We start from the raw sequence: 21136 nt of genomic DNA, 5'->3' as shown, positions 1-21136 counted from the left end.
CATCCCGCTGCGGGACAGGATGGTCGCAAGTGATCCAGCTCGGGAGGTCTAAGCTGGTCGGCGGCCAGGGTGTTTTGACACGCCCTGGCGATCGGATCGCGTGGACTACTTGATGTAGCCTGCGCGCTTCATCTCGCGCTCGGTGGCGGACTGCGCAGCTGACAGCGCAGCATCGACTGTGGTCGAGCCGGACAGCGCGGCCGAGAATTGCTGGCCGACCTGGGTGCCGATGCCCTGGAATTCGGGGATCGCCGCATACTGCACGCCGACATAGGGCACCGGCTTCACGGTCGGGTGGCTCGGATCAGCCGCATCGATTGAGGCCAAGGTCATCTTGGCGAACGGCGCCGCCTTCAGATATTCGGGATTCTGGTACAGCGAGGTCCGTGTTCCCGGAGGCACGTTGGACCAGCCTTCCTTGGACGCGACGAGCTTGGAATAATCCTTGCTGGTCGCCCAGGCGATGAACTTCTCGGCCGCTTCAACCTTCTTCGAGCCGGCGGGGATCGCCAGGCTCCACGCCCACAGCCAATTGGCGTTCTTGCCAAGACCGGTGTTCGGCGCCAGCGCAAAGCCGACCTTGCCGGCGACCGTGGACTGCGCCGGGTTGGTCACGAATGACGCCGCCACCGTGGCGTCGATCCACATCGCGCATTTGCCGGCGTTGAACAAAGCGAGGTTCTCGTTGAAGCCGTTCGAGGAGGCGCCGGGAGGGCCGGCCTGCTTCATCAGGTCGACATAGGTCGTGAGCGTCTTCTTCCATTCCGGCGAATTGAACTGCGGCTCCCACTTCTCGTCGAACCAGCGCGCGCCGAACGAATTGGACATCGCGGTCAGGAACGCCATGTTCTCGCCCCAGCCGGCCTTGCCGCGCAGGCAGATGCCATAGACGCCGGCCGACTTGTCGGTCAGCTTCTTGGCGGCGTCGATGACGAAGTCCCAGGTCGGGCTCTCCGGCATCTTCAGGCCGACCTTGTCGAACAGGTCGGTGCGGTACATCACCATCGAGCTCTCGCCGTAGAACGGCGCGGCATAGAGCTTGCCGTCGACCGAGACCGCGTCCCTGATCTTCGGCAGCAGGTCATTGACGTCGTAATCGGCGCCGAGCTTGTCGAGCGGCACCAGCCAGCTCTTCTTGGCCCAGATCGGCACCTCATAGGTGCCGATGGTGAGCACGTCGAACTGGCCGCCCTTGGTGGCGATATCGGTGGTCACGCGCTGGCGCAGCACGTTTTCCTCGAGCGTCACCCATTTCACGGTGATGTCGGGATTCTTCGCGGTGAATTCGCTGGTGAGCCCCTGCATGCGGATCATGTCGCCATTGTTGACGGTCGCAACCGTCAGCGTGGTCTGGGCGATCGAGGGGGCAGAGATCAAAAGACTGGCCGCGCCCGCAACGGCGCAAAGGACGTTTTTCAAGGTGACCTCCCTTATGCCACGTTGAGCATATGCCCACGTGTTGAGCGTATGTTCATCCTGTCGCCAAATTTTGTCAAGCGCGCGGCTGCGCCGTCCCGCACGATTGCGGGTTCCGCGGCACGCTGGAATGGAGTTTTTGCAGGAGCGAAGAGAGCGATTGGTGACCGCGACGGGACTGCGCCCCCTCGCCCCGTTCTTACGGGGAGAGGGCTGGGGTGAGGGGCTTTCTCCGCGCATACGAAAGCAGACGAGTACGTGGAGAGTCCCCCTCACCCGGAATGCCATCTGGCGATGCATTCCGACCGCAAGCGGGGCGAGGTGAAGCGGCGCGCTGCTCGACTCGAACTATCCAGCCCTAGCGATCCAGCACCGCGCGCGCCGTGGCCTCATCGGTGATCAGGCCGTTGATCACCCGGCCCGCCAGTGCGGCCTTGATCGACGGCACCTTGGCGATGCCGACGGCGGCCGCGATCGTGGTCGAGACCGCAGGGACCTGCGGCGGAATGCTGGTCAGCCGCTTGTTGGTGCCACCCTTGATCAGGCGGCCCTTGGCGTCATAGGCCCAGCCGGTCACCTCACCGACCGCGCCGAGCCGCATCATCTCCAAGAGCTCCTCGCGGGTGACGAAGCCGTCGACATGGACCTGGGCCTTCTGGTCCATCTGGCCTATCCCGATCAGCCTGAGATCGGCCTTGGCGGCGACCGCCCTCACCCGCGCGATCGGGTCGATGCGCACCATGCGGTTGCGCTCGTCCTCGCTCGACATCAGGAACGGCAGCGGCATCGGGTAATGTCGTGCGCCGGTGCGGTCGGCAAGCCGACCCACCGTGTCGTAAAAGCTCGCCGAGCCGTCGGCGGAGATGTTGCCCACCAGCGAGACGATCTGGTGGTCGGGCCGCTCGATCGGCGAGACCCGCTCGACCGCGGCGCGCACCGCGCGGCCGGTGCCGAGCGCAACGATGACCGGCGTCACCGAGCGCAGCGTCGTCTCCAGCAGATTGGCGCTGCGCTCAGCAATCCCCGCATTCGACAGCGGCGCCGCCGGGTCCGTCGGCACCACGTCGCAATGCACCAGGTCGAACCGCGCCTTCAGCCGCGAGGCGAGCTCCATGCAGGCCGCAATCGGATGTTCGAGACGAAACGTGATCAGCCGCTCGGCCAAACACAGCGACACCAGGCGCTGCGCCGAGGCACGCGACACCTGAAGCATCTTTGCAATTTCATCCTGGGTGTGGCCGGCGATGAAATACAGCCAGCCGGCGCGCGCCGCGTCGTCGAGGCGAGACTTTTCGTTGTCGGGCGCAGCCATCGTCCGTGTCAGCCTTTGATCCAGAAATCCGTCATCGCGGCGAAGATTCGATCCGCCCCGGCCTGCCGCAGCAGAGCATTGCCGTCCGTCAACCGATAGTGGGTGCCGCCGACGAATCCCCACACTTTCATGCCCGCGGCCTTCGCCGCGGTCACCCCGCTCACGCTGTCCTCGATCACAAGCGTGCGGCCGGGGTCGGCGCCCATCGCGCTCGCCGCATGCAGGAACAGATCCGGCGCCGGCTTGCCGTGCCTGACCATCTGCGCTGTGTAGAGCCGCGGCCCGAAGCTTGCGGCAAGACCAGTCAGCTCCAGCGAGTATTTCACCCGCGCGAGGTCACTCGACGAGGCGACGCAATACGGCAGCCGCAGTTGTGCGAGCACCGCCGCGACGCCCGCGATCGGCTTGAGCTGGGAGCGGAACGTCTCGCGGACCTGGACCGCCAGATCGGGTAGGAAATTTTCCGGCAACGGCTCGCCCACGTCACGGCAATACTCAAGCAGGGCGGAGGTGCTGCGTCCGAGAAAGAGTTCTAGCGCCCGCTCGGTCGTCATCGCGATGCCGGCCCGGACCATCGCCTCGGCGAGACAGCGGCAGCTCAATGCCTCGCTGTCGACGAGCACGCCGTCGCAGTCGAAGATGACCAGATCGGTGTCCGGGAGCCGCGGATCCATCCCGGCATGAGATCATATGCTCACGTCATGAGCAATAGATCACAGTTCCGTGGTGCGATGCCGCGCCTCAAATGGTCGCGGTGCACCGCCAACCATGCTGTGCGACAAGGCGAAATGCCGCATGACACACCTCTGATCGCGACTGTCGTCGCGGGCCTCGGATTGGCTTTCATCTTCGGGACCATCGTCCAGCGCTTCCGGGTTCCGCCACTGGTCGGTTATCTGCTCGCGGGCGTCGCCGTCGGGCCATTCACGCCCGGCTTCGTCGCCGATCAGGCGCTGGCAACCGAGCTCGCGGAGCTCGGTATCATCCTGCTGATGTTCGGCGTCGGCCTGCATTTCTCGCTGAACGACCTGCTGTCGGTGCGCAAGATCGCGGTGCCCGGCGCGGTCGCGCAGATCACGGTCGCGACGCTGATGGGCCTCGCTCTCGCCTTGCTGATGGGCTGGACCGTCGGCGCGGGCCTGGTGTTCGGATTGGCATTGTCGGTCGCAAGTACCGTCGTGCTGTTGCGCGCGCTGCAGGAGCGCCGACTGATGGACACCGAGCGCGGCAAGATCGCGGTCGGCTGGCTGATCGTCGAGGATCTCGCGATGGTGCTGGCGCTGGTGCTGTTCCCGGCGGTGGCGAGCTTCCAGGGCGGCGGCGATGGTGCGGCGCTCACCTCCGACCCGCTTGCCGCCCGCTTCGGACTCGGCCTGACCGGCGTTCTGGTGCTGACGCTGATCAAGATCGCCTTGTTCATCGCGCTGATGCTGGTGGTCGGACGCCGACTGATCCCATGGGTGCTGCACTACATCGCGCATACCGGCTCGCGTGAGCTGTTCCGGCTGACGGTGCTCGCGATCGCGCTCTGCATCGCGTTCGGCGCGACCAAGCTGTTCGGGGTCTCGCTGGCGCTGGGCGCGTTCTTCGCCGGCATGATGCTGCGCGAATCGCCGCTGAGCCAGCGCGCCGCCCAGGAGACCTTGCCGCTGCGCGACGCCTTCGCGGTGCTGTTCTTCGTCTCCGTCGGCATGCTGTTCGATCCGCTCAGCGTGGTGCGCGAGCCCTGGCCGTTCGTCGCGACGCTGTTCGTCATCGTGGTCGGCAAGTCGCTCGCCGCGCTGTTGATCGTCGTGCTGTTCCGTCACCCGATGGCAACCGCCCTGATGATCTCGGCGAGCCTCGCCCAGATCGGCGAATTCTCCTTCATCCTCGCTGAGCTCGGCGTCGCGCTCAACCTGCTGCCGAAGGCGGGCCGCGATCTGATCCTGGCGGGCGCGATCTTCTCGATCATGCTCAACCCGCTGGTGTTCGCGGTGGTCGACTGGCTGACGTCGCGGCTGGAGCAGCCGCAGGCCGCCTCGCCGACCGCCGCAACCGCCGAGCCGATCCCGGTCACCAACTTGCAGAATCACACCATCCTGGTCGGCTACGGCCGGGTCGGCAGCATCGTCGGCGACGCCCTGCATCAGCGCAACGCGCCGTTCCTCGCGGTCGAGGCGTCCGACGACATGGTCGCAAAGCTCAAGCAGCGCGGCATCGAAGCCCTGATGGGCAACGCCGTGCGCGCCAGCGTACTGCGTGCGACCAATCCGGCCGGCGCGCGATCGCTGGTGATCGCGATCCCCGAAGCGTTCGAGGCCGGACAGATCGTCGAGCAGGCGCGCGCCGCCAATCCCGCGATCCAGATCATCGCGCGCGCGCATTCCGACGCGGAAGTCGATCACCTGAAAGGGCTCGGGGCCGACATCGTCATCATGGGCGAGCGCGAGATCGCTCGAGGCATGATCGAGGAGCTCGACCGGAGACATCCGGCTGTTGCCCCGCATCATGCGCAGGCGACCCGGGAAGACTCGGCAGCCTGACACAAGGACCGGTCGAAGGGGCGGGCCCGCGTCGCGCGCGGGATCAATGGAGATCAGGACATGGCATTCAAGAGCCCGCACGTTTCGCTGGTGTCGTTCTCGATCGAGATCGGCAAGGACGGCACCACCAATGCGATGCAGATCGAGACCGACTTGCATCTGAACACCCGCCATCCGGGCTACGACGCCGCCGCAGTGGAGCGGCTGGTGCGCGACGCGCAGGCCTATCTCGCCGGCAATGCCGACCAGATCACGCAGATCCGGCTGGTCTCCACCCGCGGCGGTCAGACCTGAGAGACTCTTTGTTTGAGCATGATCTTTTCGGAAAAGCGGCTTCCACTTTTCCGGATCATGCTCTAGCCGCCAAGGAACGCCGGCGCCAGATCTTCCTGCACGATGATGTTGGCCGCTTCCGTTGTCAGCTCGCTGCCGACCAGATCGAGATTCTTGGCAGCCTCGAACAGCATCGAGCGGACGTCGTCTTGTGTCAGCACACCCTTCGCGATCAGCTTGCGCACCAGCGCCTGCAAAATCAGAACGTCGATCTCGCCATGGGCCAGCGGCGTCGGCTTGTCGGTCATGATGGTCTCCCAGTTCGCGAGACAGCTAGCGCGATGGTGACGCAATATCCCTGTGCAACGCTTCGAACGCACGGCGCAGCCCGTGCAACTGATCCACCAGATGCAGGATGACGTCGATCCCCTCGTCGTTGACGCCGAAATCCCCCTTTAGATCCCGGATCAGATGCGCACGCGCCACGTCGGCGGCGGAGAAGCTGATCTCCTGCGCGGTCTCCTCGGGAACCAGCCATTGCTGCTCGATCCAGAACTCCAGGGTCTGCACCTCGAGACCCGCATCGATGAGGAATTGCTGCTTGTTCATGATGCACCATCGTCGCGCGGATTGAACGCCTTGCGATCCCAGTTCGACACAAAGGCCTCGAGCGCCGGATCGGGTCCCTTGGGCAGGACCACTTTGAGCTTGACGAACTCATCGCCGTGTCCACCACCGACCTTGGGCGCGCCCTTGCCGCGCAACCGCATCGTGGTTCCGGTGTTGGAGCCCTTCGGCACCGTCATGGTCACGGCGCCGGTCGGCGTCGGAACGTTGACCTTGCCGCCGAGCACGGCCTCGGACAGCGAGATCGGCAATTCCAGCGAGATGTCGTCACCGTCGCGGGTGAAGCGCGGATCGGGGCGCACCTCGACCTCGATCAGCGCATCGCCGGGACCGCCCTTGCCGCTGCCCGGCATGCCCTTGCCGCGCAGGCGAATGATTTGTCCGTCGACGAGGCCCGGCGGGATCGTCACGTCGAGCGTGCCGCCATCGGGCAGCGTCAGGCGCTTGCTTGCGCCGGTGATCGATTCCGCGAAGTCGATCGCAAGGCTGTAATGCAGGTCGCGGCCGCGCCGGTTGGCACGCGCCTGCTCGCTGCGCCGGAGCAGCTCGGCGAATGCGTCGTCCTGGTCCATATAGTCGGCGTAGCCGGAACTGTCGGCATAGGGATGCCCCTCGCCCGCGGTGGCGAAATCGCGATAGTAGCGATGCTGCGGCCGCTCGGTGCCATCAGCGTCGATCTCGCCGGCGTCGAAGCGCTTGCGCTTGTCGGGATCCGAGAGCAGATCGTTCGCCGCGGCGACTTCCTTGAATTTCTCTTCGGCCGCCTTGTCACCCGGATTGAGATCCGGATGCAGTTTCTTCGCGAGCTTGCGATAGGCCTTCTGGATATCGGCCGCAGATGCCGCGGGCGCAACGCCAAGAATCTCGTACGGATTTCTCACAACCTGCTCCGCAACACCGTGAGTGCACCTGCAGTCATGAGGGCGCAAAAGCAGGCGATTTGCAAGTGCGCTGACGCGCCGCCCGGCGCTGGGCGGCGCAGCACGCACATGTCACTGCCGCGTTAAGACGTATGTCCGGGATCCAGATAGTTCGGCATGTTCTTTTGCTGCTGCGGCGTCATCTTGGCGGTATCCGCTTTGCCGGGCACACCCCGCGGACCGAGCAGGGCGCGCTGCATATCATCCTCGCTGAGGCGAGGCTTTCCATCGTCAAGTTGTCCGCTGCCACCGTGACTCTGTGCCATGACCGACCTCCAGCGATGATCGCTTGCGCGCGGGCAGAGAAGATACCGCGCTCCGCCGGAACGGGCCAGCGGAGCGCGATCCGACCCTAATGCTCCGGCCGCTTCTCCTCTGCGGGATGAGGAGCGGCATGCGGCGGCGCCTGGACATGCGGTGCGGCCTGAACGTGCGGCTCCGGTCGTGCCGCCGGCTGCGGATGTGGCTCAGGGCGTGCAGCCGTTTCCGGCCGCGCTTCCGACCTTGCGGCAGGCTCCGGTCGGGGCTCGGCCCGCGGCTCTTCCTTGCGGACCTCCGGTGCGGCAGGACGCGCCGCTTCCGTTGCGGGACGCGGCTCGGCCTTCGGCTCGGCGGCAGGCGCTGCGCGCTTTTCCTCGACTGCGGGCCTGTTCTCCTGAGCTGAAGGATGCGCCGCCGGAACTTCCTTGCCGGGAACCGGTAGCGCATGGGACTCAGTCGGCGCAGACCGCGGCTCGACCTTGGTCTCGGGCGCAGGCGCTGCGCGCTTCTCCTCGACCGCCGGTTTGTTCTCCTGAGCTTGCGGGTGCACCGCCGGAGCCTCCTTCCCGGGGACCGGAAGCGCGTGCGATTCAGCCGGTGCCGGTGCACCTGGAGCGCCCGGCCGCGCCGGCTCTGCGGGAGCCGGCTTTGCAGCGGTGGCAGGCACCGCCTCGCCGGCCGGCCGCGCGCGGACCACGCCCGGTCCCTTCAACTCGCCGGGCCGCGCCGTCGCGCCGACGGCCGGCACGCCGTTATTGGCACGCTTGAACAGGCTCGGATCCTGGCTCGCGGTCTCGACCTGCTTGCGCTGCAACGGCGTCGGCGCGAAGTGCTGCTCCTTGGCGACCGCGCGCTCGGCCGGGGTCGGCCGTACCTCGATGCCGCCGCGGCCGCCATTGTAGCTGACGTTGTTGATGGTGGTCTGATTGACCGTGACGTTCTTCTCGTAGACGTTGGTGATCCGCGCACCCCCGAGATTGTTCACGGTGCGATTGTAGAAGAAATTGCCGTGATCCCAGTGGCCGCCTTCATAGCCCGCACCGCCGTAGCCGAAGCCGTAATTGATGCCGCCGTAGAAGCCGACACGATCGCCCCAATAGCCCTGATGGAAGATGAAGCCGCCGCCGAACGCGCCCCAGTAGCCGGGAGTCCACAGCAGACCGACCCGCGGCGGCTGCACCCAGGTGCCGGGCACCCAGTAGTAATCGCCGCGATCTTCGTCCCACGACCAATTGCCCGGCGACCACATGTAGCCAGGACCGGGAATCGGCGGCTGATCGTAGGTCGGCAACGGCGGCGGCGCGGTCTCGACGGCGGAGACCGGCGCGCATGCCGCATCCTGCGCGATTGCCGGAACAGCTGTCGCTGAGAACAGCGCCGCGGCAATCGCTGCACACGACACGGTCGAAAGGAAACGAGTGGTCATTTGGAGCCTCTTCGATGAGCACGTTCAACGTGAGAACCGGAACAAAAGTTCCGCGCATCGGCAATGCACCGACACACTTCATCGCTAGCCCCTTCACCTTACACCAGCCTGAAACACGTCGATGCAACCGGAAACGCAATCACGCTGCCATTCATCGACAGTTCAGAGTGTGCAGTGGCGTCGTGACGTGCGATTCAATGGAACATCGCCACGCGCAGCTGCATCATCGATCGCACGCAATGGCGAGCAGCGGACCGCCGTCGGCGCGATGCGGGGCGCCGGGTCTGACGGTGCGTCCGTGGCAGTGCGCCCGGCCGAGCGCCAGAGACGAACACCTGCCGGCGCAAGAGCTTAGGCGCAGCATTCCGGCGGCCGCGCCGGGCAATTGACACTCCGCTGAAACGACCACACGATGCGCGTGCGGTGGCATGACGAGATCTCGATGAGCCCGCGTTGCCTTGAGGTGCCACGATGAACATAGAAAAATATACCGATCGCGTGCGCGGCTTCATTCAGTCGGCGCAATCGCTGGCGATGCGCGAAGGACACCAGCAGTTCTCGACGCTCCATATCCTGAAAGTGCTGCTCGATGATCCCGAAGGCCTCGCGGCCGGCCTGATCGACCGCGCCGGCGGCAACTCGCGCGCGATCCTGAAGGCGACCGAAGAGGCGCTGGCGAAGGTGCCGAAGGTCAGCGGCGCCGGTTCCGGTCAAATCTACCTGGCGCCCGAGACCGCGCGCGCCTTCGCCGCGGCGGAACAGGCCGCCGACAAGGCCGGCGACAGTTTCGTCTCGGTCGAACGCCTGCTGCAGGCGCTCGCCGCCGACAAGGACAGCGACGCCGGCAAGCTGCTCGCCAAGGGCGGCGTCAATCCGCAGAACCTGAATGCGGCGATCAACGCGCTGCGCAAGGGCCGCACCGCCGACAGCGCATCGGCCGAGAATGCCTATGATGCGCTGAAGAAATATGCCCGCGACCTCACCCAGGCCGCGCGCGACGGCAAGCTCGATCCCGTGATCGGCCGCGACGAGGAGATCCGCCGCACCATCCAGGTGCTGTCACGCCGCACCAAGAACAATCCCGTCTTGATCGGCGAGCCCGGTGTCGGCAAGACCGCGATCGTCGAAGGCCTGGCGCTGCGCATTGTCAATGGCGACGTGCCGGAAAGCCTGCAGGACAAGGCGCTGCTCGCGCTCGATCTCGGTGCGCTGATTGCCGGCGCGAAATATCGCGGCGAATTCGAGGAACGGCTCAAGGCGGTGCTGCAGGAGGTGACGTCGGCCGAAGGCGGCATCATCCTGTTCATCGACGAGATGCACACCCTGATCGGCGCCGGCAAGGGCGACGGCGCGATGGACGCATCGAACCTGTTGAAGCCCGCGCTCGCGCGCGGCGAACTGCATTGCATCGGCGCCACCACGCTCGACGAATACCGCAAGCATGTCGAGAAGGACCCGGCGCTGGCAAGGCGGTTCCAGCCGGTGTTCGTCTCCGAACCCACGGTCGAGGACACCATCTCGATCCTGCGTGGCCTGAAGGACAAGTACGAGCAGCATCACGGCGTGCGCATCGCGGATTCGGCGCTGGTCGCCGCCGCGACGCTGTCGAACCGCTACATCACCGACCGTTTCCTGCCCGACAAGGCCATCGACCTGATGGACGAGGCGGCGGCCCGGCTGAAGATGCAGGTCGATTCCAAGCCCGAAGACCTCGACTCGCTCGACCGCGAGATCATCCGCCTTAAGATCGAGCAGGAGGCGCTGAAGAAGGAGACCGATCTCGGCTCCAAGAGCCGATTGCAGACACTCGAGAAGGATCTGGTCGAGCTGGAGAAGAAGTCGGCGGATATGACGTCGAAATGGCGCTCCGAGAAGAGCAAGCTCTCCGATGCACAGAAGATGAAGGGGGAGCTCGAGCAGCTGCGCACCGAGCTTGCCAATGCGCAGCGCAAGGGCGAATTCCAGAAGGCCGGCGAACTGGCCTATGGCCGGATCCCGGAACTGGAGAAGAAGCTCGCGGCGGTCGAAGCCAGCGAGACCTCGTCCGCCAGCGAGACCGTGACCGCCGACAATATCGCTCAGGTAGTCTCGCGCTGGACCGGCGTGCCGGTCGACAAGATGCTGGAGGGCGAGAAGGACAAGCTGCTGCGCATGGAGGAGATGCTCGGCAAGCGCGTCGTCGGCCAGGCCGAGGCGGTGCGCGCGGTGTCGACCGCGGTGCGTCGTGCCCGCGCCGGATTGCAGGATCCGAACCGGCCGATCGGCTCGTTCATGTTCTTGGGGCCCACCGGCGTCGGCAAGACCGAGCTCGCCAAGGCGCTCGCCGAATATCTGTTCGACGACGAGACCGCGATGATCCGGCTCGACATGTCCGAATACATGGAGAAGCACTCGGTTTCGCGGCTGATCGGCGCGCCGCCCGGCTATGTCGGCTATGACGAGGGCGGCGCGCTGACCGAAGCCGTGCGGCGGCGGCCCTACCAGGTGGTGCTGTTCGACGAGATCGAGAAGGCGCACCCCGATGTCTTCAACGTGCTGCTGCAAGTGCTCGACGACGGCCGCTTGACCGACGGCCAGGGCCGCACCGTCGATTTCCGCAACACGCTGATCATCATGACCTCGAACATCGGCGCGGAGTATCTCGTCAACCAGCCGGAAGGCCAGAGCACGAGCGCGGTGCGCGAGCAGGTGATGAACATGGTGCGAGCGCATTTCCGCCCCGAGTTCCTCAACCGCATCGACGAGATCATCCTGTTCCATCGGCTGCAGAAGAGCGACATGGGCCGCATCGTCGAGATCCAGTTCTCGCGGCTGCGCAGGCTGCTGGAGGATCGCAAGATCGATCTCGAGCTCGAGCCCAAGGCGCGCGACTGGCTGGCGGAGAAAGGCTGGGACCCGGCCTATGGCGCCCGCCCGCTGAAGCGGGTGATCCAGCGCAGCGTGCAGGATCCGCTCGCCGAAATGATCCTCGCCGGCGAGGTGCGAGACGGCTCGCAGGTCAAACTCTCCGCGACCAAGGCCGGCCTCACCTTCAACGGCAAGAAGCCCGAGAACGCGGCGGCGGACGAATTCGAACCGGTGTGAGACAGGCCGGAATGGCCGACGACGCGGTGTCATCGTCGCATCGTCTGGGCGCATCATATGCAAGCTGACCTTCAACAGGGAGAGCGCCATGACGCAGAACATCAAGGACAACATGGAGGTCATCGGCGCCGACGGCGTGCATGTCGGCACCGTCGATCGCGTCGAAGGCAACCGCATCAAGCTCAAGAAAAGCGAGAGCGACAGCTTGCATAAGGGCCATCACCACTATATCGAGCTCGGCTTCGTCGCCGGTGTCGAAGGCTCCAAAGTCCGGCTCTCGGCCAATGCCTCGATTGCAGTAACCCTCGAGGAAGAGAAGTCCGGCAAGCCGGTTGGTCCGTCCGCGGAAGCCTAGCGATCCGGGCCCTTGTAAAGGTTCCGATGGCATGCTCCTCTGCCCTGCATCTGGACGCCGATCCGGCGTCCGGCCCGCCTTTCGTCGTCGCGACGTGCCGTTTGAGTTGAGGAGACTTGCGTGCCATCAGCCGTTCCGCAACCGGTCGCTGCGAAGCTGACGCGCGCGGCCATCTTCCTTGCGGTCACGATCAAGCCCGATCCGGAATATGATGCGGTGGTGCGGTCGCTGTGCGCCGATGTGGCCGCGCTGGTACGCGCCGTGGGCTTCCGCGATCTCGAAGGCCGGCTGTCCTGCGTCATGGGCATCGGCTCGGAGGCATGGGACCGGCTGTTCGGCGCGCCGAAGCCGCAGGGTCTGCATCCGTTCCGCGAGATCAACGGCGTCCACCACGCGGTCGCGACGCCCGGCGACCTGCTGTTCCACATCCGCGCCGTGCCGATGGATTTGTGCTTCGAGCTCGCGACCCAGATCATGTCGCGGCTCGGCGATGCGGTTGCCACCTCGGACGAGGTGCACGGCTTCAAATATTTTGACGAGCGCGACCTGCTCGGCTTTGTCGACGGCACCGAGAATCCGGAAGACCAGGCCGCGCTGGAGGCCACCATCATCGGCGCCGAGGACGCTGCGTTCGCCGGCGGCAGCTATGTGATCGTACAAAAATACCTGCACGATCTGAAGAAGTGGAACGAGCTGCCGGTCGAAATGCAGGAAAAGATCATTGGCCGCAAAAAACTGTCCGACATCGAGCTCGACGATGCGGCGAAGCCGAGCTACGCGCACAACGCCCTGACGACGATCGTCGAGAACGGCGAAGAGCTCGACATCGTCCGCGACAACATGCCGTTCGGCAGCGTCAGCAAGGGCGAGTTCGGCACCTATTTCATCGGCTATGCGAAGTCCCCGCACCGGATTGAGCAGATGCTGGAGAACATGTTCGTCGGCAGGCCGCCGGGCAATTACGACCGCCTGCTCGACTTCAGCCGCGCCGTGACCGGGACGCTGTACTTCGTTCCGTCGGCCACCTTCCTTGAGGATGCCGCGAACACCGCGCCCGTCGCCTCGCCCGCCGAGCCGCCGCCGGATGACGCCGCGGCCGACGCACCCGCACCGACACGACCGCCGGCCGAAGGCTCACTTGGTATCGGCTCGCTGAAAGGAGACGCTGGACATGAATAACCTGCATCGGGGATTGGCCCCCATTTCGGACGCGGCATGGGCCCAGATCGAAGAGGAAGCCGCGCGCACGTTGAAGCGCCATCTGGCGGCGCGCCGTGTCGTCGACGTCGATGGCCCGAAGGGCACGGATTTCTCTGCCGTGGGCACCGGCCATCTGAAGAAAATCGCGACGCCGGGCGACGGGGTCGAGGCGACGCAGCGCGACGTTCGCGCGCTGGTCGAGCTGCGCGTGCCGTTCGAGCTGTCGCGTCAGGCGATCGACGATGTCGAGCGCGGTGCAAATGATTCCGACTGGGACCCGCTCAAGGACGCCGCGCGAAAAATCGCGTTCGCCGAGGATCGCGCGGTGTTCGACGGCTACACCGCTGCCGGCATTCAGGGCATCCGTCAGGGCAGCAGCAACCCGGTGCTGACGCTGCCGGCGAGCATCAAGAATTACCCCAATGTGGTCGCGCAGGCGGTGAGCCAGCTGCGGCTCGCCGGCGTCAACGGTCCCTACACGCTGCTGCTCGGCACCGAGGCCTATACCGCAATCGGCGGCGCGACCGACGACGGCTACCCTGTGCTGCAGCACATCCAGCGCCTGGTCGACGGCAAGATCGTCTGGGCGCCCGCGATCGAGGGCGGGGTCCTGCTGACCACCCGCGGCGGCGATTTCCAGCTCTCGATCGGCCAGGACCTGTCGATCGGCTATCTCAGCCACTCTGCGACATCGGTCCAGCTGTATTTCCAGGAGACCATGACCTTCCTGATGCTGACCAGCGAGGCATCGGTGGTGCTTGCGCCGGAGGCGAAGAAACCCGCCTGATCTTTCCGGCGTTCACTCTTCCAGGAAGTCTCCGACCGCGGCCGGAGCTTCCGCCTAGCTTCAACGGAGAGGAGGCGCGCAATGGGCTACGATCTCTATATCAATCCGAAGAAGGCCTCGGTCGGTCTCTACGTTCGCAAGGGCGCCGGTCTGCCCGATCTTGCCGATGCCAAGGATTGGGTGTTCGACGGCACCTTCGGGCAGGCCAATCTGCCGCCACAGCTCGTGAAGGAGATCGAGGCCAACGGCCACGCCTTCCGCGACATGGATTGAGCGCGCCGGCGTTTTGTCTTGACGCGTGTCCTTCACGCGAACCGGGATCCGCTTCGCTCGAAAACGCTCTACTTCTCGCCTGCCTTCACCGGCGCGGTCTCCGGCATCAGGCTCATCGCCACGATCCCGACCGCGGCCGCGAGCAGCAGATACCAGGACGGCGCCAGCGGATCGCCCGTCACGTGCAGCAGCCACGTGACCACGAGCTGCGCGGTGCCGCCGAACGTCGCGATCGCGATCGCGTAGATCGTGGCGAACACGCCGCCGCGGATGTTCTGCGGCAAGGCTTCTGTGAAGGCGGCATAGAAGGCCGTGAACGGCAGCGAGCCGATGAACGACAGGACGCCGAAGCCGAACAAGAGCGACCAGGCGCCGGGGTCGCGCACGATCCACAGGAAGGCCGGATAGGTCAGCACCAGCACGACGAGCTGCGGCCAGATCATGATCGGCTTGCGTCCGAGCCGATCGGCCAGCCAGCCGCCGAGCACGGCGCCGATGATCTGCAACCCATTGCTGACCAGCGACACGGTGAACGCCAGCGACGGCGACACATGCAGCGTGTTCTTGGCGTATGTCGTCATGTATTGCGTCACATAGGTCGAGATCGTGCCGCTGGCCAGGATCATCACGGCCAGCGCGATCACGCGAAGGTGCCGGCGTGCCAGTGCGACGTGACTTGAGCGTTCGACGTGCCCGGCGACATGTTCGCCATGCGAGACCGTTTCCGGCAGTGTGCGACGCATCCAGATGCCGAACGGCAGGCAGACCGCGCCGAGCAGGAATGCGACGCGCCATCCGTAAGCCTCGAGCATGTCGGGCGGCATCGTGCTGCTCAGGATGACGCCGACCAGGGCGCCGGCCGTGGCCGCGATCTCCTGGCTGGCGGGCTGCCAGGCCACCACCAGGCCGCGATTTCTGGGCGCTGCGATCTCGATCAGATAGGCCGTGGTCGGGCCAACCTCGCCGCCGAGCGCGAATCCCTGCACCATCCGCGCCAGGATCACGATAACGGGCGCCACGATGCCGATCGCGGCATAGGACGGGGTCAGCGCGATGGTCAGGATGGCGCCGCCCATCAGCGCGAAACTCAGCAGCATCGCCGGCCGTCGGCCGACCCGGTCGGAGAAGATCCCGAGCACGATGCCGCCGATCGGCCGCGTCAGGAAACCGGCGCCGAAGGTCGCCAGCGACAGCATCAGGCTGCCGTATTCGCTGTGCGCGGGAAAGAAGGTGCGCCCGATCTCGGTCGCAAAGAAGCTGTAGGTGATGAAGTCGTAGAACTCCAGCATATTGCCGATGGTCGCGGCAAAGGCTGCGCGCTTGACATCGAATTCCCTGCTCGCAATCTCCGGCAACGCTCTCGGTTCCTTGTCTGGCCGTTCGATGCGAGTATTATTCCTCTGCTCATGTTAGGCAAGGCATGGTCGAGTTGAGGCATGGCACGCCGCGCGATCTGCATGTGACACAATCAGCGGGAGGACAGATCCGATGCCGGCTGACAAGCTCTTCATCAATGCCAGGCTCGGTGACGGCATGCGCCGCGATATGCTGGTTCGTGACGGCCGCATCGCTGCGATCGAAGCGAACGCCGCGCGCCCGTCCGGGGTCGACATCGTCGATCTCGGCAATGCGCTGGTCGTACCCGGCTTCGTCGAGGGTCACATCCATCTCGACACCAGCTTCTACGGAGATACCTGGCGGCCGCACCGCCCCTGCACCAATGGATTCGACGTTCACGAACGGGTTGCGTTCCAGGCCGAGAACCTCGCGGCCGCTGCCCCGATGGACGTGCGGGCGCGGAACCAGCTCGATCTCTGCATCGGGCATGGCTCGACACAGATGCGCAGCCACGTCATGGTCGACGGCTCGGTGGGCCTGAAATCGCTCGAGACCATCCTCAAGGTGCGCGACGACTACCGCCGTCTGATCGATATCCAGCTCGTCGCGTTTCCGCAGAGCGGCATCCTCAGCAGTCCCGGCACGCCGCAATTGCTCGACGAGGCCGTCAAGCTCGGCGCCAATGCCGTCGGCGGCCTCGATCCCGCGAGCTTCGACCGCAATGTCGAAGGGCATCTCGACGTCGTGTTCGGCGTCGCGCAGAAGCACGGCGTCGATGTCGACATCCATCTCCATGATGGCGGCATGCTCGGCGCCTTCGAGGTGGAGCAGATCGCGGCACGGACGCGCGCGCTCGGCATGGAGGGCCGCGTCGCGGTCAGCCACGCCTACGGGCTCGGCGATATCCCTGCCGATGCGCTGAAGAAGACCGCCGACAGCCTGGCGCGCTCGGGCGTCGCGATCATGACCAATGCGCCGGGGGCGCGGCCGTTCCCGCCTGTCGCCACGCTCAGGAAAGCCGGCGTCACGGTGTTCAGCGGCAACGACAACATCCGCGACTCCTGGTGGCCCTATGGCGATGGCGACATGCTGGGCCGCGCCATGATGATCGGATACCGCTCGGGCTTCTACACCGACGAGGAGCTCGCGATCGCGTTCGACATGGTCACCGCGGCCGGTGCCAAGGCGCTGCGACTTGACGGCTACGGCCTCCATGTCGGCGCGAAAGCCGATTTCGTCACCTTGAACGCCGTGCACATCCAGGAGGCCGTGGTCGCGCGGCCCTCCGGGCGTTCCGTCTACAAGGGCGGAGTCCTGGTGGCGCGCGACAATCGCGTCGTCAAGGACGCCGATCGGTCCTGAGGCCGCCGCCGTCGCGCGGACTTCAGTCTTTGGGGGACGACGACCGGGTCCGGTTGAACAGCAGATAGAGCGCGTGCGGATTGGTCGTTAGGTAACGCCAGAACAGCCGGCGCGGCTCGAGCCAAACCCGCCAGGCCCATTCGAGGCCGACGATCTGCATCCATCTCGGCGCGCGCGGCCGCGAGCCGGACAGGAAGTTGAACAATCCGCCCGAAGTCTTGATGACGCCGACGTTGCCGAGCCGCGGCATGAATTCGTCGACGAAGGCCTGCTCATAGGGCACGCCGAGCGCGACCCAGAGGAAATCCGGCGCCAGGGCGTTGATCTCGTCGACCTTGTCCCGCAGCGCATCGCCGCGCAGATAACCGTGCGAATGTCCGACGATCTTGAGCCCCGGATACGCGCGGCGGACATTGGCAATGGCCGCCTTGTTCTCGGCCTCGTTGGCGCCGAACAGGTAGAACGTCAGCCCGAGTTTCTCAGCTCTGCATGCGACGTCATGGAACAAATCCGTGGTCGCGACGCGCTCGGGAAGCGGCTTCGACGAGCGCAGCCTGGACACCATGACGAGCGGCTGCCCGTCGGCGTTGATGAGGTCGGCGGCGCGGAACAGCCGATCGGTCATCGGCTCGGTCGAGCAGCGCGACAGCACCTCGCCATTGGCCGAGGTCAAATACAGCGGGCGATTGACCCGCCGGTTCGGATGCACCGCCTCGACCATGAAGTCGGCGGTCTGCTCGCGATCGAGCACGGCGAGCCGCAGCCCGCCGATGGTTTCCCGCGGAACGCCGGCGGTCGCAGCCCTGCCGATCGGATTGACGCGACGCTCTGGCATGCCGGTTGCCCCGTCGGGCATCGACGATCCCGGCGCGCTCGCGGCGGACACAGGCTCGCCACGCGAAGTGTTGCAAATCCGGACAGGCGGAGCAGCCATGTCCGAATTGAGACGCCGAGGCCACTCGCGATCGGTCTGCGAGGACGAAATTGCGTAGGAAACACGGGCTTTTTGGCAGTGACTCAGCATTTCAGCGGGGCTCCAGAACTTACTTGCCCTCAACTGCAATATCCGGTCCAGACCACGCGTGATATCTCGTCGCACCCGGATTCGGCTCGAACCGTAAGTAGATTGTTAACGATGCTCGCGCGGCAGCAGGACGGCAGCGTTCGCGACTGATCTAGCCAAGGGACGCTCGACCAGCAACACTATGCAAAGGTCGATGAATTACATTAATACAAATCATATTCTGCCGCTGCCCGAGCCGATCGGCCTTTGCTATAACAACGCCGCGTCGGCTTGATCGGCGCTTTGAAAACTTTCGTTTTGTTTGGTCTCACATGAATAAGAATGATGACGCGTTCGATGTCAGCATCGACGACGCATTCGACTTCTTATCCGAAGAATATGCGGAATTGTTTGAATGGTCGGACGCGACCGCCTTCCAGCATCCGCTGTGGCTGGACAGTCTTTATCGCAAGCTCGCTGCTCCGGCCGCGGCGAAGCCACTGGTCGTCGTCGTCCGTCGTCGCGCAAGCAAGGCACTCGCAGCCGTGCTGCCGATGCTACGCATGCGGCGCGGGCCGATGCGCACGATCGAATTCGCCGATCTTCGCGTGTCCGATTATTTGTCGCCGGTCTGCAGCACCGCGACATTTGCCGAGCTGTTGCAGGATCAGGCGGCCTGCGAGCGGATTCGACAGCTGGTGCGGCCGTTCGATCTGCTGCGCGTACCCAAACTGCTCGATGCAAGGATGCCGATCGAGAATTTGCTCGGGGCACCTCACCGCAGCCTGATGGACACCAACGCCTATGCGACGGTGCTGGTCGCGCCGTTCGAGCAATGGCAGATCAACGCGCTCGGGAAGTCCTACCTGAAGGAACTGGCGAAGAAATGGCGCCAGATCCAGAAGAAGGGGACGCTCACCTTCGCATGCTGCGACGACAGCGCTTCCGTCGGCGAAGCGATGGAGACGATGCGCAGGTTCCGCGGTCCGCGGTTTCACGAACAGGGTGACGGCGACCTGCTGCAGCGTCCGGAATATTTCGACTTCTACTCCGACGTCGCGCTCCGCGGCATGGGCTCGTTCACCCGGCTCTATGCCATGAAGATGGACGGCAACGTCGTCGCGGCCGCCCTCGGGCTGACCCACCGCGATAGCCTCCTCGTCGTGATGACGGCGTTCGACATCGAGGGGTACAAGAGCCAGTCGATCGGCGCGCTGATGTTCGAACGGGTCGCCCGGGATTGCATCGAGCGCGGCGATCGCGTGCTCGATTTCACCATCGGTGACGAACCCTACAAGAAGCAGTTCGGGGGACAACCCACACCGATGTCGGTCGTGACGCAAGCCGGCAGCGCGGCCGGCTCGCTTGCGTTGTTTACCCTCAAGCAGGCGCCCTGGATCAAGCAGGCCGCCAAGCGGATGGCCGATATCAGGCCGATCCGTACCTCGACCGGCACGCGGTAAGCCGCTTAGACGGACTTTGTCGTCGCCTAGCGAAGCGCACCGCGGACGCGCATGACCCATCCCGGATGAATCCGGTCCACCCGATGCGTGATCATGCGGCGCAGGAAGTGCAGCTTCCGCTGCATGGCCCAGCGCACGTCGGTGCTGGAGGTCAGGGCCTGGCGGAAGCGTGCCGATTGCAGCGAGTGGCGGTCGGCGGCGAGCTTGTCCCGATCGGCGTAGAATTGCGCGATCTTCTCCGGGCCCATGCCGTCGGTCTCGAGCCAGCGCGGCACATATTCGGTGCAAAGACGCTCGACATCCACCAGCAGGCGGCTCACGCCGGTACCAGCGGCCGGACAGTTGGTCTGGAACGCATCGCCGATCAGCACGACGCCCGGTTGCAGATGGCCCTCGGTCACGGACAGGTCCATGACCCAATTCTGCACCTGGCCGACGATCTGGAAATCACCGAGGTAGCGCTCCAGACCCGGCATCAGACGGAGCAGCGTTCTCCTGGTGTCGCGACGCAATTCGCGCATGATCGGGTCGGTCGGATCGCGGAACATGAACAGGTTCGCCCGCATGCCGCCTGACATCGGAAACAGGCTGAGATAGTCGACGCCGTCGGCCGCCTCCTTGCCGTAGCAGGTCAGCGCGTCGAAGCCGAACGGAGCATGATCCGGCCGCGCGATCATGAATCCGAACGTCACCGAGTGGCGCGCGGCGATCACCTGCCGGCGCATTCCGAGATTGTAGCCGAGTGCGCTCGCCATGCCGGTGGCCAGAATGACCAGCCGAGAGACGACGCGCTTGCCGGAGGCCAGCGTCAGCTGCTGGCGGTCCGCGCTGCAGCTGACATTGGTGACCTGGTCGAGCAGAAAGGTCGACGCATCAGGCGTCAGGTCGCGGGCCATGTTGACGAGGTCGGCATAGGAAACCCCGTAGGACCGGCCGACACCGATATCGACCAGTCTGCCGCCCCGGATGTTGAGCACCCGGTCGTATGGCGTGGCGACCTCCTCGACGTCGTCGATGAAGCCCAGGCGGCGGAAGATATCGACCTGCCGTCCCGCGATCTTCTCGACACGGAATTCATCCGGCGGGATCGAGCGCTTGTCGATCAGGACGACCCGGTACCCGGCTCGGGCGAGGACGGCTCTCGCGAGCGAGCCTGCCAAACCGGCGCCCACAATGGCGACGTCCGTTTCGACGATGTCAGCCTCAGCAATCATAATGTCCGCTCCCACGGCGAATTGGCCGCAGAATTGCAATTTCCTTGCCTGGCCTGGCTGCCTTGTCGAACGAACCGGCCGCCTTCGATCGTTGAGGTTAACGAGAGCGACCGAAGCGCGATCGGCAGGCTTTCGGCACACCGCTTGCACCGGGAGCGGTGCTGAAACTGATCCTTTGAGGCTCCGCAGCAGAATCGCGGGGCAGTTGCAGGGCCGTGGAGCTTCGACGAATGCTTTTGCTGCACAAACCTGGCCTCGGCCGGCGCGATCCGTGCCGCTGGACCGAGCGCCGGAGAA

At 65.1% G+C, this 21136-nt stretch carries 20 protein-coding genes; 9 read left to right on the top strand and 11 right to left on the bottom strand.

Annotated features, from left to right (window positions below):
* Window positions 1-105: 105 nt before the first annotated feature.
* From ACVMB0_RS15590 to ACVMB0_RS15580, 3 genes are all read right to left on the bottom strand, one after another.
* Complete coding sequence (locus ACVMB0_RS15590) at window positions 106-1419, bottom strand: ABC transporter substrate-binding protein (RefSeq protein ID WP_456750010.1); 1314 nt, start codon at window positions 1417-1419, stop codon at window positions 106-108.
* A gap of 355 nt (window positions 1420-1774) precedes the next feature.
* Window positions 1775-2728 (bottom strand): sugar-binding transcriptional regulator, encoded by a 954-nt coding sequence (locus ACVMB0_RS15585; RefSeq protein WP_461346827.1) that lies wholly within the window; start codon window positions 2726-2728, stop codon window positions 1775-1777.
* Between the two features lie 8 nt (window positions 2729-2736).
* Entirely contained in the window at window positions 2737-3402 is a 666-nt protein-coding gene (locus ACVMB0_RS15580) for an HAD family hydrolase (protein WP_461346826.1), read from the bottom strand.
* 114 nt (window positions 3403-3516) lie between these two features.
* On the opposite strand from ACVMB0_RS15580, the gene ybaL reads away from it, so the two are divergent.
* Window positions 3517-5253: a YbaL family putative K(+) efflux transporter gene (ybaL, locus tag ACVMB0_RS15575; RefSeq protein ID WP_461346825.1), complete on the top strand. Its 1737-nt coding sequence runs from the start codon at window positions 3517-3519 to the stop codon at window positions 5251-5253.
* A 60-nt stretch (window positions 5254-5313) separates the two neighbouring features.
* Window positions 5314-5547: a hypothetical protein gene (locus tag ACVMB0_RS15570; RefSeq protein WP_456750014.1), complete on the top strand. Its 234-nt coding sequence runs from the start codon at window positions 5314-5316 to the stop codon at window positions 5545-5547.
* 62 nt (window positions 5548-5609) lie between these two features.
* Here the strand turns inward: ACVMB0_RS15570 and ACVMB0_RS15565 are convergent, their stop codons facing one another.
* From ACVMB0_RS15565 to ACVMB0_RS15545, 5 genes are all read right to left on the bottom strand, one after another.
* Window positions 5610-5834 carry a hypothetical protein gene (locus tag ACVMB0_RS15565; protein ID WP_461346824.1) on the bottom strand — a complete coding sequence of 75 codons (225 nt, stop codon included), beginning with the start codon at window positions 5832-5834 and terminating at the stop codon, window positions 5610-5612.
* Between the two features lie 25 nt (window positions 5835-5859).
* Entirely contained in the window at window positions 5860-6135 is a 276-nt protein-coding gene (locus ACVMB0_RS15560) for a chaperone modulator CbpM (RefSeq protein ID WP_461346823.1), read from the bottom strand.
* Window positions 6132-7034, bottom strand: coding sequence for a DnaJ C-terminal domain-containing protein (locus ACVMB0_RS15555; RefSeq protein ID WP_461346822.1), 903 nt, complete (start codon window positions 7032-7034; stop codon window positions 6132-6134). The genes ACVMB0_RS15560 and ACVMB0_RS15555 overlap by 4 nt, the downstream gene beginning before the upstream one ends.
* Window positions 7035-7156: 122 nt before the next feature.
* Window positions 7157-7339: a hypothetical protein gene (locus ACVMB0_RS15550; RefSeq protein WP_456750018.1), complete on the bottom strand. Its 183-nt coding sequence runs from the start codon at window positions 7337-7339 to the stop codon at window positions 7157-7159.
* A gap of 86 nt (window positions 7340-7425) precedes the next feature.
* Window positions 7426-8760 (bottom strand): YXWGXW repeat-containing protein, encoded by a 1335-nt coding sequence (locus ACVMB0_RS15545; protein WP_461346821.1) that lies wholly within the window; start codon window positions 8758-8760, stop codon window positions 7426-7428.
* Between the two features lie 471 nt (window positions 8761-9231).
* Between ACVMB0_RS15545 and clpB the strand changes: the two genes are divergently transcribed.
* The 5 genes from clpB to ACVMB0_RS15520 all read left to right on the top strand — a co-directional run bounded on the left by clpB (window position 9232) and on the right by ACVMB0_RS15520 (window position 14459).
* On the top strand, window positions 9232-11844 hold the full coding sequence (gene clpB, locus ACVMB0_RS15540) for an ATP-dependent chaperone ClpB (protein ID WP_456750020.1): 2613 nt from the start codon (window positions 9232-9234) through the stop codon (window positions 11842-11844).
* Between the two features lie 88 nt (window positions 11845-11932).
* Window positions 11933-12199, top strand: a complete 267-nt coding sequence (locus tag ACVMB0_RS15535; protein ID WP_461346820.1) for a DUF2171 domain-containing protein — start codon at window positions 11933-11935, stop codon at window positions 12197-12199.
* 120 nt (window positions 12200-12319) lie between these two features.
* Window positions 12320-13378: a Dyp-type peroxidase gene (locus ACVMB0_RS15530; RefSeq protein WP_461346819.1), complete on the top strand. Its 1059-nt coding sequence runs from the start codon at window positions 12320-12322 to the stop codon at window positions 13376-13378.
* The gene (locus tag ACVMB0_RS15525; RefSeq protein ID WP_461346818.1) at window positions 13371-14186 is read left to right on the top strand and encodes a family 1 encapsulin nanocompartment shell protein; all 816 of its coding nucleotides are present in this window, start codon (window positions 13371-13373) and stop codon (window positions 14184-14186) included. Before ACVMB0_RS15530 ends, ACVMB0_RS15525 begins: the two co-directional genes overlap by 8 nt.
* 81 nt (window positions 14187-14267) lie before the next feature.
* The gene (locus ACVMB0_RS15520; RefSeq protein WP_461346817.1) at window positions 14268-14459 is read left to right on the top strand and encodes a hypothetical protein; all 192 of its coding nucleotides are present in this window, start codon (window positions 14268-14270) and stop codon (window positions 14457-14459) included.
* A 68-nt stretch (window positions 14460-14527) separates the two neighbouring features.
* Here the strand turns inward: ACVMB0_RS15520 and ACVMB0_RS15515 are convergent, their stop codons facing one another.
* Complete coding sequence (locus tag ACVMB0_RS15515; RefSeq protein WP_461346816.1) at window positions 14528-15814, bottom strand: MFS transporter; 1287 nt, start codon at window positions 15812-15814, stop codon at window positions 14528-14530.
* Between the two features lie 133 nt (window positions 15815-15947).
* Here ACVMB0_RS15515 and ACVMB0_RS15510 point away from each other — a divergent pair, with 133 nt between their 5' ends.
* The gene (locus tag ACVMB0_RS15510) at window positions 15948-17159 is read left to right on the top strand and encodes an amidohydrolase family protein (protein WP_461346815.1); all 1212 of its coding nucleotides are present in this window, start codon (window positions 15948-15950) and stop codon (window positions 17157-17159) included.
* Between the two features lie 22 nt (window positions 17160-17181).
* Here ACVMB0_RS15510 and ACVMB0_RS15505 read toward each other — a convergent pair whose 3' ends face one another.
* The gene (locus ACVMB0_RS15505; protein ID WP_456750027.1) at window positions 17182-17994 is read right to left on the bottom strand and encodes a WecB/TagA/CpsF family glycosyltransferase; all 813 of its coding nucleotides are present in this window, start codon (window positions 17992-17994) and stop codon (window positions 17182-17184) included.
* A 500-nt stretch (window positions 17995-18494) separates the two neighbouring features.
* Here ACVMB0_RS15505 and ACVMB0_RS15500 point away from each other — a divergent pair, with 500 nt between their 5' ends.
* Complete coding sequence (locus ACVMB0_RS15500; protein ID WP_461346814.1) at window positions 18495-19625, top strand: GNAT family N-acetyltransferase; 1131 nt, start codon at window positions 18495-18497, stop codon at window positions 19623-19625.
* A gap of 26 nt (window positions 19626-19651) precedes the next feature.
* Here the strand turns inward: ACVMB0_RS15500 and ACVMB0_RS15495 are convergent, their stop codons facing one another.
* The gene (locus tag ACVMB0_RS15495; RefSeq protein WP_461346813.1) at window positions 19652-20839 is read right to left on the bottom strand and encodes an FAD-dependent monooxygenase; all 1188 of its coding nucleotides are present in this window, start codon (window positions 20837-20839) and stop codon (window positions 19652-19654) included.
* Window positions 20840-21136 lie beyond the last annotated feature (297 nt).

The organism is Bradyrhizobium sp. USDA 4451 (assembly GCF_054822585.1).
Note: the sequence above shows the minus strand (reverse complement) of the source record. Positions and strands in the feature narration are given on the sequence as shown.